The organism is Sphingobium lactosutens DS20, assembly GCF_000445105.1.
Lineage (GTDB): Bacteria > Pseudomonadota > Alphaproteobacteria > Sphingomonadales > Sphingomonadaceae > Sphingobium > Sphingobium lactosutens.
Window position 1 is genome coordinate 34,250 of the sequence record NZ_ATDP01000087.1, and the last position, 14,025, is coordinate 48,274.

Sequence of the window (14,025 nt, forward strand, 5' to 3'; positions counted from 1 at the left end):
GGTCCTTGGCGGGCAGGTTGACGCAATATGGGGCTTTGGCGCTGATTGTCCATCTGACGACGGGCTGTTCGCGTGATGCCCCGCCCCCTCCCCCCGCGACGGAACAGGCGCAAAAGGCGCAGCCGCCAGCGGATGCGACCCCAGCCGCCGACCGCAAGCTGGTCGTCGCCTTCGGCGACAGTCTCTATGCGGGCTATAATCTGGACCAGGGCCAGGGCCTGGCGCCTGTGCTGGAACATGCGCTGGCCGAGCGGGGCATCCAGGCGCGGGTTGTGAATGCCGGGGTGTCGGGTGACACCACCGCGGCGGGGCGCGCGCGGCTGGCCTTCACGCTGGACGGATTGCCGCGCACGCCGGACCTGATGCTGGTAGGACTGGGCGGCAACGACATGCTGCGGGGATTGTCGCCGCAGGACACGCGCGACAATCTGGACGCGATATTGCGTGAAGCCAAGGCGCGCGGGATCAAGGTGATGCTGACGGGCATGTTGGCATCGCCCAATATGGGGGCGCAATATGCCGCCGCGTTCAACCCGATCTTTCCCGACCTGGCGCGCAAATATGACGCGGCGCTCTACCCCTTCATGTTGGACGGGGTGCTGGGCAACCGGACATTGCTACTGGCAGACGGCATCCATCCCAATGCCCGTGGCGTGACCGTGATTGCCAGCAGGCTGGCGCCGCTGGTGGCACGCGCGCTGGAGCCTGCTTCGGCCGATTGAAGCTGCTTTTCGCGATCGAAATAACAGAAATGGGAGGAAGCGAGGGCCGAGACTGCCGACAGCCGATGGACTATCAAGCAGACTTTCTATAAAGTGCTCATCGTTTAATTATGTCATCTATCTATTTAGAAAATAGTGTAATTTTAGGTAGGATTAAAGATAGGGTCCGAGGCTGGTTTTGAAGGAAGATCCTGGTCTTGCCTACGCTCGTGCACAAGAAGCGCTGGGACGTATGGAGGAGCGGATGCGGCTCAGCCCGGTGCGCGCGGCCTTTCGCGTCCGCGCACAGATTGCCGAACGGCAGGCATTGGCGGCCATCGATATGGCGCCGCTGAGCGATCGCGATATCGAGGTCGATGGGCGGCGGGCAGTGAAGACGTCGGTCTTTGATCTCAGCATCGGGCGACGGTCCATTGGGACAGCGATCAGTCTTGATGCAATGACCGGGGATGCGGCGGCCGTGCTGGACTGGCTTGGCGTCGACGGCGGCGCGGCGGACTTCGGCGACAGGATCGCGCGTGTGGAGACATGGCAGCGCGCGATAGACGGCTGGAGCACCTCCCCTCCCCTGACCGCCGGCGCGCATCTGGGGGCGTCCTGGCGCCTACATGCTCCGCTTGGCCAGAGCGATCTGGCGATCAGCGTGCTGATTGGCGATCGCTGGGGACCGGGGCGCTGGGATGGGTCGCAAGGTGGTCTGGTCGCGATGGGTCTGAACAAGCAGCAGAGCGGATGGCGCCTGGCGCGAGGCGAGGAACTGGAGGCACTTTGGCTCGACGCCATTCGGAGCGGCGCGGGCATGTTGCTGGATATGGAGCAGCGCTTGCGCGGCTTTGCCGGACGCGCGCGGTATTTTTTGGAATCAAGGCGGCGTCCCGGCAGGATGGGCGAGCTGCTGCACTTCGCGATGATGCGCCCCTATGTCACGAGCGCGATGGTTGCGAGGCAATTGGGTCTGACCAGCGCCGGCGCGATCAAATTGCTGACCATCGCAACTGAGGCGGGCCTGCTGATCGAACGCACAGGCCAAGCCAGCTACCGTCATTATGCGATTCCGGTAGCGCCGCCTTCGGAGGTCCCGCGCAGAAGCGACGACCCGTTCGAGCTATCGGAACCCATGGGCTGGGATTGACGTGACACTGCGCGATCCGCTGGGAACGGGGAGACGAAGACATACTCTGTTGAAGACGCCCGGCGCGTCAGCGGCGGGGGATTCTCCGATTCAAGGGATTCTAAGATTCGGGCGCAGCAAGCTTCTCTTTTTATTACAGGATTCGAAGTGATCCTGACCCCATGGGAGAGAATCCCTGTCTCGGCGGGGGCTTTGGGCTGACCATCTGGGGGAGAGTTCCTGTCCTGTTGGGGCCTATCCTGACCTGCTGGGGGCGGGAGCGTGATCGTACTTTGTAGCGATAATCAGGGAGAGATTGTGGTTGGGTTTCGCAATCGGTGCGACTCGTGCAGCTATATGGCGTCTCCGGATGTTTCCGGGCTTTGTAATCCTGACCTTATGGGGGTGACGAGGGGCTGCCATCCTGTCCTGACTTGACGGGTGACGACAGGACAGGCATTTTCCATCGCCTCACCGGGGTGCGCCATGACCGATTCTGCCAGAGCCGAGCAAGGGGAAGCTGACGAACAGGCGGCGACGCCGCGATCCATGCGGGTCGCAACCGCGCTGGCGCGCAAGGGTAGCGATGAGTTCGTCAAGCCAGGTCGACTGGTGGAAGTGCGGTTCGTCAAAGGCCAGTCGCTCAGCCTTACCGCTTCGCGCCTGCTAGCACTGATGATCCTGACCGCGGGCGGCGATGCGTGGCGCGACATTCCCCATCGCATGCGCAAGGCCGATATCCGGCGCGGCCATAAGGGCAATGAGCGGATTGTTGATATGCTGGAGGAACTGCATCGCACCTTGTTTGCGGAGGATGACAAGAGTTGGCGGGGCAAGCGCGCAACCAAGCGGTTCAACCTGATCCAGGCATCCTGGGAAGAAGTGGAGGATGGCGACAAGGAAACCGGCTGGATCGAATGGCAGTTCACGCCCGATGCCCGGCGATTGATCCAGGAATCGGAAACCTATGCGGTCATGAACCGACAGGCAGTGTTGGGGTTTCGCTCTGCCTATGCGCTCAAACTCTATGAAGAGGGCGCCCTTCGCCTGCACCGCCGGCAGCCGGTCTGGAAGGTCGATATTGTCGGCTTGCGAGCAGCGTTAGGCATCGATCCCGATAAATATGGCGATTTCGCGCAGTTGCGCCGGAAGGTATTGAAGATCGCCAAGACGGAGATTGACCAGCTCGCCCATTTCACTGTGGAGTGGCAAGAAATGCGTCGCGGGCGCGCCGTGGTGGAGATCGAATTTCGTTTCGCGCCAAAGGGAGCGCCATCGCAGATCGCCACTGTTGACGAGTTGGCACGGCACTCTGCCGGACGCAAGGCACGGCGGGAGCAGACGGTTGAAAAGGTGGTCGCGATTGGCGACCAGAAGGCCGCCGATCCGGCTGAGGTCACGCATCTGCTGAAGGCCGTGACGACGTCACTGTCGACCAAGAAGGACGGCGAGCCCGACACGTCAGCGCAGCCATGGGCACGCTTCCCGCGCGGGAAACTGCATTTCGGAGTGACGGAGCAAGCGGCGCGAGCGATCGGCCTGCGGTATGGCGGTGGCTGGGACGTCGACCTGATCGCTGACGCCTATCGCGAGACGATGGGCGATCGGCTAGGGAGCCTGTCCGGCACTAAGCTGGAAAAATCCTGGAAGGGGTTTTGCGAGGCCTTCTTCGCGCGGCGGGGCCGCCCCGCATAGGCAAATTGCAGCCCTGCAATTTCGCCACTTCTGGGATATGGAGTGATCGATCGGGATGGACCGCGTCGGGGGATCAATTGTCGCGCCGGCGCCCTTCCCCATCATCCTAGCGGCTGGCCTCCTTCTTCGCGTCATGTCCGGGATCGTTCCATAAATTCAAAGCGATTGGCTTTGGCATCAAGCAAAGCCAATATCTAACAATGTGCAACGAGCGATGACGCGGTGACGGGTACGCAGTCACAATGGCGGATGCACTCTAAGGCATGCTGACTTTCAGACCGCAATCAGCCACCGTTGGGGCTGCGCCCACGTCACCTCTAATCCAAGACGCAACGCCCCGCGGAGCGGCTGCAAGGAGCAAATTGCAGCCCTGCAATTTCGTGTTGGCGTCCCCCAATAGGTCAGGTTGCTTCGCGTACATTCTGCTATATTGCCCCCAATAGGTCAGGCTACGACCAGCTGTTTGCGTCGCACATGCCGCCTCATCCCGATTTGCGAAAGAGATGCTCATATTGACGAGAAAGTGAAAATCGCGGATATACGGCTCCAGTTTCACAAGGAGCAGCTATGGCTTCCGCATTTGAGCAAGTGCGGCTGGGGGAAGCACTGGATGTTGCCACCCTGGCCGCGCGATCATCGTCTGTCCTCGAAAAACTGCGCAATTCTGCGCGCAATGCCCGCGCAGACGAACGGCGTGAGCCGACATTTCAGATTGGCAAGGCGGCCGATCTGGTCGGTCGGACGACGGCGGCGATTCGGGAAGCGGAGAGCGATGGTCGACTTATCCCCCCTCCCCGCGCCGACAACGGACGACGCATGGGCTATACGCTCGCGCAACTGAACGACATGCGTGGCACGTTCGGCACGCGGCCATGGCGCGATCGCGAGGACCCGTGTTCGATCATCGCGGTGCAGAATTTCAAGGGCGGCGTGGGCAAATCCACTGTATCGGTCCATCTTGCTCAATATCTGGCGATCCGCGGCTATCGGGTGCTGCTGATCGATTGCGACAGTCAGGCGTCAGCCACGACCCTGTTCGGCTATGTTCCCGATCTTGATCTGGACGAGAATGAAACGCTCTACCCCTATCTGCGCGAAGGGGAGCGGACGTCTCTCGACTATGCTATCAAGAAAACCCATTTCGATGGCCTGGACCTGATTCCCGCCAATTTGCGACTGTTCCAGTCGGAATATGAGCTGGCCGCGCGTATGGCGCGGGGGCAGGGAGCGTTGCTCGACCGGATGGCACATGGCATCGCGTCGGTGCAGGATTTGTACGACGTCATCATCCTGGACCCGCCGCCCGCGCTTGGCGCCATTTCGCTGTCGGTGCTGCGGGCGGCCAATGCATTGGTCGTGCCGGTGCCCCCAACCGTGATGGACTTCTCTTCGACCGCTGCTTTCCTCGCCATGCTGGACGAGACGATCCAGGAACTGGCCTCCTACGATCTGGCGCCTCAGCTCGCTTTCCTCCGGTTCGTGGCGTCCAAGGTGGACGAAGGCAAGTCGATGCAGAAGGGGCTGCTCGACCTGATGCGGCAGGTCTATGGCAATGCCATGGTGCGCACACCGCTCAAGGACTCGGCGGAAATTGACAATGCGACTGCGCGGTTGATGACGGTCTATGAACTGGAAGGGCCGATGACCAGCAAGGCGGTGCGCGACCGGTGCCTGACCTATCTGGACGGGGTGAATGCGGAGATTGAGCTGGATATTCGCAAGACCTGGCCCAGCCATCTGGGGCGGCTGCGCAAGGAGGGGCATGCATGAGCGCGCAAAATTGCAGCCCTGCAATTCGGGATGAGGGAGGGGTGGCATGAACTCCAGGAACAAGAGTTTCATGGCTGATCTGGTGTCCGCCGTCGATCCGGCTGCCGAAGGGCAGGGCAGGCCGTCGCGCCTGGGAGTCGGCGTGCTGGGCGGTCGCAACAATCGTCTGGCAGAGCTGGCGTCTGGATCGGTTGTGAACAACCCCCAGGAACTGGTCGACCCCGCGCGCTGTCGCATCTGGGATCGGCATAATCGCGACTATGCCGCGCTGAACGAGGATCGGTGCAACGATCTCATTGAAAGCATTCTGGCGCAGGGCAAGCAGGAAGTGCCCGCGATCGTTCGGCGGGTTCAGGACCCGGATTATGATTTCGAGGTGATTTGCGGCGCGCGGCGACATTGGGCGGTGTCGTGGCTGCGGCAGCATAATCATCCGGAGATACGCTATCTCGTTGAAATCAGGGACTTAACTGACGAACAGGCATTTCGCGTCTCCGATCTGGAGAACCGTGCGCGCGCGGACCTTAGCGATCTGGAGCGCGCGCGCGATTATTTGAAGGCGCTCGACCTCTATTATGGCGGCAGTCAGAAGCAGATGGCCAAGCGGCTTAATCAGTCGGAAGCATGGCTGAGCCGCTATCTTGACCTTGCGCGGCTGCCGCAGGATTTAGTGCAGGCGTTCCCCGATCCCTTCGACCTCAAGATTTCGCATATCGGCAGTTTGAAGCCGATCCTGAAAGCCGACGACATGCGCGCGGCTGTGCTGGGCGCGGCAAGGCGGATTTACGAGGCGCGACTGGCAGGGGAGGGGGACGGTCCGGCCAATGCGCCGGAAATGATCCGGGCTCTGGTGGCGGCGGCCGGTATGACCGGCACAATGCGGGACAAGGCGCGCCCGCCCAAGGCCCCCAAGAGGACAGGATCGGATGCGGTCATCATTCATAGCGGCAGCGGTGCGCCGCTGTTGCGCGTGGATGCGAAGGACCGGCGCGGCGTGACCGTGACCTTGTTTCACAAGGGCGGGGGCGAACGGTCCGAGGTCGAGGCGGCATTGCGCGATCTGTTGGACAATCACTGGCCCGCCGGATGAGGCGAATGCCGCCAATGCCAAGAGGCTCTGTCCAAAATCGGCAAGTGCGAACCAACCGCCTCGTTGGTTGGCGCGTATTTGTTTGAATAGCCTTGCGTCACCGCGACCGGCTTGCAATATGGCGGCGCGGCGTGGGGGCGCTGTGACGAAAGTATGAAGACACGATGCCCTCCCTATTCGGGATGACCCCGGCGCGATCAGCGACGTTGCTCCCCCTGGCCCTTCTGATCCTCATGATCCCGCCTTTTCTGGCGGACATGACCTTGCCGCTGGGCATGTCGGTATGGGTGCTTTACCTGCTCCCCATAACATTGTCCTATATGACGTCGCGCGCGGTCCTTCCGCCATTACTGGCGGGGATCGCGACGTTGCTGATGGTGATCGGCTATCAGATCGCGCCGGCGGGGGTCGATCCCACTGTCGCGCAGGTCAATCGGTCACTTGGGGGTCTTACGGCCTGGTTACTGGGCGGCCTTGGCTATGCCTTCATTCGCACGAAACTGGCGGTGCGGCGGGAGGAATGGGTGCAGCGATCGCAGATCGGCATTGGCCGGGCGATGGCGGGCGAACGCAGTTTGGCCACGTTGGGCGAAGACCTGCTCCGTTATCTCACGACCCGGCTGGGCGCGCAGGCGGCGTTGCTGTTTGTCGACGATGGCGCGGCCTATCGCCGGACCGCCAGCATCGGGGTGCCGCAGGGGGCTGACATCATTGCGTCGACCGGGCCGGACGATGGCTTGATCGGCGTTGCCATTACGGAACGGCGGACAGTTCGGATTGGCCCGGTGCCATCTTCTTATTTGTCCTATGGCGCCGGCATGGGTCAGGCCGCGCCCACAACCATGCTGGTCGCGCCCGCTTGCGCCGACAATGATGTCGTTGCCGTGCTGGAAATCGGCTTTGCGCAGGAACCTGACGCGCAGGCGTTGGTGCTGTTGGAACGGGCGGGGGAAGCGATCGGCAAGGCGATTCGCGCCGCGCGCTATCGCGAGCGTTTGCAGGAATTGCTGGAGGAAACGCAGCAGCAATCGGAAGAGTTGCAAGCGCAAAGCGAGGAATTGCGCAGCGCGAACGAGGAACTGGAGGAGCAGAGCCGCGTGCTGCTCGATTCGCAGGCGCGGCTGGAAACCCAGCAGGCGGAACTGGAACAGATTAATGTCGAGCTGGAGGAGCAGACCCAGCAATTGGTGCAGCAACGCAATGACCTGACGCGCGCACAGGCGTCGCTGGAGGAACAGGCGCGCGAACTGGAGCAGGCGAGCCGCTACAAATCCGAGTTCCTGGCCAATATGAGCCACGAACTGCGCACCCCGCTCAATTCCCTGCTGATCATGGCGCGATTGCTGGCCGACAATCGGGCGGGCAATTTGACCCCGGAGCAGGTGCGCCATGCCGAAACCATCGAGACCTCCGGCAATGACCTGTTGCTGCTGATCAACGACATATTGGATATTTCGAAGATCGAGGCGGGGCATGTCGACCTTCAGACGCGCCCCATGCGCATCGCGCCGATGGTCGAGAAGCTACATGCTCTGCTGGAGCCGGGCGCCCGCCAGAAAGGGATTGCGTTGCGAATACCCGCGGTCGGGGCGATGCCGGTCGAGATTGAGAGCGACCCTCATCGGGTGGAGCAAATCCTCAAGAATTTCCTGTCGAACGCGATCAAGTTCACCGACAAGGGCGAAGTGACGCTGACGGTGGAGGAGGCCGGAGACGACAGGATCGCCTTTACCGTGCATGACACGGGCATCGGCATCCCAGCCGAGCAACAGCAGACGGTGTTCGAACCTTTCCGGCAGGCCGATGGATCGGTCAGCCGCAAATATGGCGGCACGGGGCTGGGCCTGTCGATCTCGCGCGAGCTGGCGAAATTGCTGGGCGGCGAGATCAGTCTGGTGAGCGCGCCGGGGGAGGGGAGTAGCTTCACGCTCACCCTGCCACGCCATTTCGCCGAGACGCCCGTTACCCGCCCGCATTATCGGCCCGCGCCGCGCGAGGCAGCGCCGCTGCTTGCCACCCGTACCGACCTGCCAGCGCCGCCGCCGCGTGCCCGGTCCGTCGAGGATGACCGGGACGTGCTGACCGGCGACAGCCGCGTCATCCTGTTTGTCGAGGACGATCCCGCCTTTGCCCACATATTGTGCGACTTGGCGCGCGAAATGGATTTCCAGTGCCTGCTGGCCGAAAGCGCCGACGAAGGGGTGACGCTGGCGCGCCAGTTCGTGCCCCAGGCAATCATCCTCGACATGGGGCTGCCCGACCATAGCGGCCTGTCCGTGCTCGACCGGTTGAAGCACGACGTCAATACGCGGCATATTCCGGTGCATTGCGTGTCCGTGGCCGACCATGCCCATGCGGCGCTGTCCAGTGGCGCTGTGGGCTATATGTTCAAGCCGGTCAAACGGCAGGAGCTGGCCGATGTCCTGGAAGGCTTGCAGCATCATTTTTCCGCTCGCATGCGCCGCGTGCTGCTGGTGGAGGATGACGCGACCCAGCGGGAAAGCCTGCGCCTGCTGCTGGCAACGCGCGACGTGGACACGGTGGAGGCGGCCGACGCAAGCGAATGTCTGGACCGGTTGTCGAATCAGACCTTCGACTGCATGGTCATGGATCTCAATCTGCCGGACGCATCGGGCTTTGAACTGCTGGAGAAGCTGAGCCGCGACGACAGCCTCTCCTTCCCGCCGGTCATCGTCTATACCGGCCGCGATCTGTCGGCCGAGGAAGAGTTGCGCCTGCGCCGCTATTCCAAGTCGATCATCATCAAGGGCGCGAAGTCACCCGAACGGCTGCTCGATGAGGTGACGCTTTTCCTGCATCAGGTGGTCGCCGACCTGCCTGCGCGACAGCAGGCGATGCTGGCGACCGCGCTCAATCGCGACGCGCTGCTGGAAGGGCGCAATATCCTGGTGGCGGAGGATGATGTGCGCAACATCTATGCGCTCACCAGCCTGCTCGAGCCGCATGGCGCGACCGTCCATATCGCGCGCAACGGCGTGGAGGCGCTGACGTTCCTGGAGGGCGAGCGCGGTCGGGAAATCGACCTGGTGCTCATGGACGTGATGATGCCCGAAATGGACGGGCTGACGGCCACGCGCGAGATCAGGGCCAATCCGGACTGGCGCGACCTGCCGATCATCAGCCTGACAGCAAAGGCGACCGCGCAGGATCAGGCGCAGTGCATCGCGGCGGGGGCCAATGACTATCTGGCAAAGCCGCTGGACGTCGACAAGCTGCTGTCTCTCGTCCGCGTCTGGATGCCGCGATGACGATGGACATGGTTGTGGCGGACGACGCTGGCGACGAGCTGCAATTGCTGGAGCTGGACAGCTTGCTCGACCTGCTGTGGCGTCGGCATCAGTTCGATTTTCGCGGCTATTCCCGGGGATCGATGCTGCGCCGGATGGTGCGGGCGCAGCAATATTTCCGGTGCGAAAGCCTGTCCATGTTGCAGCATCGCATGCTGCATGAGCCCGCGATCCTGCCCGACCTGCTGAGTTTCCTGACCATCCATGTCAGCGAGATGTTTCGCGATCCCGCCTATTTTCGCGCGCTGCGCGAGGAGGTGATCCCCCATCTTGCGACCTTCCCCTCGCTCAAAGTCTGGGTGGCGGGATGCAGCACGGGGGAGGAACTTTATTCCCTCGCCATTCTGTTCCGGGAGGAGGGGCTGGATAGTCGCACGCTGTTTTACGCGACCGACATCAGCCCGGCCGCACTGCGCAAGGCGGAACTGGGCATTTATGATCTGGACCGGCTGGCGGGTTTTACCGCCAATCATCAGGCGTCGGGCGCGCGCACGTCTCTCAGCGACCATTATACCGCCGCTTATGGCGGCGCGCGTTTCGACCCCGGCCTGCGGGCGCGCACGGTCTTTGCCGAACATAGTCTGGTCAGCGATCAGGTGTTCGGCGAAGTGCATCTGATATCCTGCCGCAATGTCCTCATCTATTTCGATCGGCCCTTGCAGGACCGGGCGATCGGCCTGTTCCGGGACTCGCTGGTCCGCGGCGGTTTTCTGGGGCTTGGTGCAAAGGAAACCTTGCGTTTTTCAACCCATGCAAATGCATTTAGCGAATTTGCCGCGCAAGAGCGCGTCTACAGGAAAGCTGCAAGTGCAGGAAATGCCGTCCATGTCTGAAGAAGCGCCGATCAATTTCCTGCTGGTGGACGATGTGCCGCAGAATCTCGAAGCGCTCGAAGCGTTGCTCGCCGCTGACGGATTGCGCCTGTTCAAGGCGCAGTCGGGCGCGCAGGCGCTGGAACTGATGCTGGAGCATGAATTCGCGCTGGCGCTGCTAGACGTGCAGATGCCGGACATGGACGGGTTCGAACTGGCCGAGATCATGCGATCGACGGAGCGGACCCGCGCTATCCCGATCATCTTCCTGACGGCGGTCGCGACCGATGAACAGCGCCGTTTTCGCGGCTATGAAGCCGGCGCGGTCGATTATCTGTTGAAGCCCATCGACACGCGCATGCTGCGCAGCAAAACCGACGTCTTTTTCGAGCTGAGCCGACAGCGGCAGACACTGGCGCGTCAGCGCGACGCGTTGCGCGACACGGCCGAGCAACTGGCCACCACGCTCAATCGGCTCAATGCCCATCGTGACAATTCGCCGCTCGCCATTGTGGAGTTCGAACCTGATCTGCGGCTGATCAGCTGGACACGCGGGGCGGAACGGCTGTTCGGCTGGTCGGCGCAAGCGGTGCTGGGGCGTCACGCCGGTACGATCGGGTGGATGGATGGGGAGACGGCGGGCGCGGTGACGCGCCATGTCGCCGCGCTGACATTGGGCGGCGAACAGCGGGACATGCAAGTCCATGCGGTCAACCGGATCGACGGCGCCGCGCTGGAATGCGAATTTTATTATTCGCTGCTGCTGGATCATCAGGGCCGGCCGGCTTCGGTCAGCGTCCAGATACTGGACATCACTGAACGGCGGCGGGCGGAGGAAACGCAGCATCTTCTGATCGGCGAGCTTAACCACCGGGTCAAGAATACGCTGGCGTCCGTGCAGGCGATCGCGTTCCAGACGCTCAAAGGCGCGCCTAGCCCCGCTGAGTTCGCCGACAAATTCACCGGTCGGCTGCAGGCTCTGGCGCAGGCTCATTCCCTGCTTAGCCGTCAGACCTGGCAAAGCGCCAGCCTGTCGCAACTGGTGCAGGACCAGCTGGATCTGGGCACGATCGATGAGGGGCGCTGTTCCGTATCCGGTCCTCAGGTCGAATTGCCGCCCAATCTGGCGCTGCATCTGGCGCTGGTCCTGCATGAACTGGGCACCAATGCCGCCAAATATGGCGCGTTGTCCAACCGCGAAGGGCATGTGTTCATCGATTGGCGGCTCGCGGATGACCGATTGCTGCTGAGCTGGCGCGAAAGCGGTGGCCCTGCCGTCACCCCGCCCACGCGCAAGGGCTTTGGCACGGTGCTGGTCGAACGCAGCCTGTTGGGGGAGGGCGGGGTGGTCAGCGCCGACTATCCGGTGGAAGGCGTGCATTGGCAGTTCGACCTTCCCTGGTCGCCTGTCGTCGTGGCGGACATGGGACCAGCGCGCCTGTCGACCGGCGGCGCGGCTCCCGAGCCGGTCATCTATGGCGAGCGTCTCAACAGCCACACCATCCTGGAAGGATTGGACTTTCTGGTCGTCGAGGATGAGCCGTTGATCGCATTCGAACTGGCCGATGTGCTGACCGATGCGGGCGCGCGTGTGGTGGGCACGCCATCGACACTGGACGAAGCGGTCGATGCGGTCGAAACGCTTGCGTTCGACGCGGCGATCCTGGACGGCAATTTGCAGGGGGCGGCGGTCGACCAGATCGCCGAGGCGCTGGATCGCCGGGGCATACCCTTTCTGTTTCTGTCGGGTTATGGCCCCGAACATCTGCCCGTCGCCTTCAACGGGCGGCCGCTGCTCAACAAGCCGTTCGACCGGGGCAATCTACTCAGCCTTTTGCGCCACATCGTCGAAGCCGACGCGCCCGAACCGCTGCCGGGCCGCCGGATTGCAGGCTAGGGGGCCAGCACCGTATCGACCGCCTGGGGCAGCGTGTCGGGATAGTCGAGCGTATAGTGCAGGCCCCGGCTTTCCTTGCGATGGAGCGCGGAGCGAACGACGAGGCGCGCCACCTCCAGCAGGTTGCGCAATTCGATGAGGTCGGGCGTCACGCGGAAATTGCCGTAATAATCGTCAACTTCCCGCGCCAGCAGGTCGATGCGGTGCTGCGCCCGCTCCAGCCGCTTGGTGGTGCGGACAATCCCGACATAGTCCCACATGAAGCGACGGATTTCCTTCCAGTTATGCTGGACGATGACTTCCTCGTCGCTGTTGGTGACGCGGCTTTCGTCCCAGGCGCGGATCGCGGGTGGTGGGGGCAGCTGATCCCAGGACCCGCGAATATGCTTGGCCGCCGCTTCGCCGAAGACGAAACATTCGAGCAGCGAGTTGGACGCCAGGCGATTGGCGCCGTGCAGGCCGCTTTCGGTCACTTCGCCGGCGGCATAGAGGCCGGGCAGGTCGGTGCGCCCATCCAGATCGATGATGACGCCGCCGCAAGTATAATGCTGCGCCGGGACGACCGGGATCGGCTCTTTGGTGATGTCGATGTCGAGGTCCAGCAGGCGCGCATAGATGGTGGGGAAGTGATGCTTCACAAATTCGGGCGGCTGGTGGCTGATGTCGAGATGGACATAGTCCAGACCCAGGCGCTTGATTTCATGGTCGATCGCGCGCGCGACGATATCGCGCGGGGCGAGTTCGGCGCGATCGTCGAAACGCGGCATGAAGCGCTCGCCCCCGCCCGGCACGCCGGGGGGGAGCTTCAGATGGCCGCCTTCGCCACGCACCGCTTCGGTGATGAGGAAATTCTTGACCTCCAGATTATAGAGGCAGGTCGGGTGAAACTGGTTCATCTCCATGTTGGAGACGCGGCAGCCCGCGCGCCAGGCCATGGCGATGCCGTCACCGGTCGCGCCGCGCGGCGCGGTGGAAAAGAGATAGGTGCGGCCCGCGCCGCCGGTGCACAATATGGTCGCGCGGCCGATAAGGGCATCGACGCGCTTGGTCGCCTTGTTGAAGGCATAGACGCCCCAGACATGGCCGTCGCCCGAATAGCGCTCGCCATGGCGTGAGGTAATAAGGTCGATCGCGACCATATCCTCCATCAGCGTGATGTTGGGATTGGCGCGCGCGGCTTTCAGCAAGGCGACCTGCACGGCATGGCCGGTGGCGTCGTCGACATGGACGATGCGGCGGTGGCTGTGCCCGCCCTCCCGCGTCAGATCCCAGCGCTTGCCAAAGGCCTCGCCGCCATCCGCGCTGGGGTTGAAGGGCACGCCCAATGCCGCCAGCCGCTCGATCGCGGCGGGCGCTTCGGATACGACGAACTCCACCGTCTCGCGATTGTTGAGGCCCGCGCCCGCGACCATCGTGTCATCGACATGCGCCTCGAAACTGTCGCCCGCATCGAGTACTGCGGCAATGCCCCCCTGCGCCCAGTTAGTCGAGCCGCCATCGAGCGCGCCCTTGGCCAGCACCAGCACTTTGCGGTCCTGCGCCAGATTGATGGCGGCGGTCAGCCCGGCGGCGCCGGAACCGATGATGATGACGTCATGGGTGATGGGCATCTGCGCTCTT

9 protein-coding genes are annotated in these 14,025 nt (G+C 62.8%); 8 read left to right on the forward strand and 1 reads right to left on the reverse strand.

Going from position 1 to position 14,025, the window contains the following annotated elements; translation table 11 throughout:
• Window positions 1-5: 5 nt before the first annotated feature.
• The 8 genes from RLDS_RS39455 to RLDS_RS39490 all read left to right on the forward strand — a co-directional run bounded on the left by RLDS_RS39455 (window position 6) and on the right by RLDS_RS39490 (window position 12,405).
• Window positions 6-722: an arylesterase gene (locus RLDS_RS39455; RefSeq protein ID WP_021225930.1), complete on the forward strand. Its 717-nt coding sequence runs from the start codon at window positions 6-8 to the stop codon at window positions 720-722.
• Window positions 723-966: 244 nt separating this feature from the next.
• Window positions 967-1,854 carry a helix-turn-helix domain-containing protein gene (locus tag RLDS_RS39460; RefSeq protein WP_021225931.1) on the forward strand — a complete coding sequence of 296 codons (888 nt, stop codon included), beginning with the start codon at window positions 967-969 and terminating at the stop codon, window positions 1,852-1,854.
• Window positions 1,855-2,382: 528 nt separating this feature from the next.
• A complete protein-coding gene (locus tag RLDS_RS39465; RefSeq protein WP_040603776.1) occupies window positions 2,383-3,528 on the forward strand; it encodes a replication initiation protein in 1,146 nt (381 codons plus the stop codon).
• Window positions 3,529-4,095: 567 nt separating this feature from the next.
• On the forward strand, window positions 4,096-5,298 hold the full coding sequence (locus RLDS_RS39470) for an AAA family ATPase (RefSeq protein ID WP_021225934.1): 1,203 nt from the start codon (window positions 4,096-4,098) through the stop codon (window positions 5,296-5,298).
• A 46-nt stretch (window positions 5,299-5,344) separates the two neighbouring features.
• A complete protein-coding gene (locus tag RLDS_RS39475; protein WP_031298055.1) occupies window positions 5,345-6,388 on the forward strand; it encodes a ParB/RepB/Spo0J family partition protein in 1,044 nt (347 codons plus the stop codon).
• A 164-nt stretch (window positions 6,389-6,552) separates the two neighbouring features.
• The gene (locus tag RLDS_RS39480; protein WP_084514759.1) at window positions 6,553-9,657 is read left to right on the forward strand and encodes a response regulator; all 3,105 of its coding nucleotides are present in this window, start codon (window positions 6,553-6,555) and stop codon (window positions 9,655-9,657) included.
• A 2-nt stretch (window positions 9,658-9,659) separates the two neighbouring features.
• Window positions 9,660-10,529, forward strand: a complete 870-nt coding sequence (locus RLDS_RS39485) for a CheR family methyltransferase (RefSeq protein WP_084514761.1) — start codon at window positions 9,660-9,662, stop codon at window positions 10,527-10,529.
• Window positions 10,522-12,405 (forward strand): response regulator, encoded by a 1,884-nt coding sequence (locus RLDS_RS39490; protein WP_021225938.1) that lies wholly within the window; start codon window positions 10,522-10,524, stop codon window positions 12,403-12,405. Before RLDS_RS39485 ends, RLDS_RS39490 begins: the two co-directional genes overlap by 8 nt.
• On the opposite strand, the gene nadB is transcribed toward RLDS_RS39490, so the two are convergent.
• A complete protein-coding gene (nadB, locus tag RLDS_RS39495) occupies window positions 12,402-14,015 on the reverse strand; it encodes an L-aspartate oxidase (protein WP_021225939.1) in 1,614 nt (537 codons plus the stop codon). The two genes, RLDS_RS39490 and nadB, sit on opposite strands and share 4 nt — an antisense overlap.
• Window positions 14,016-14,025 lie beyond the last annotated feature (10 nt).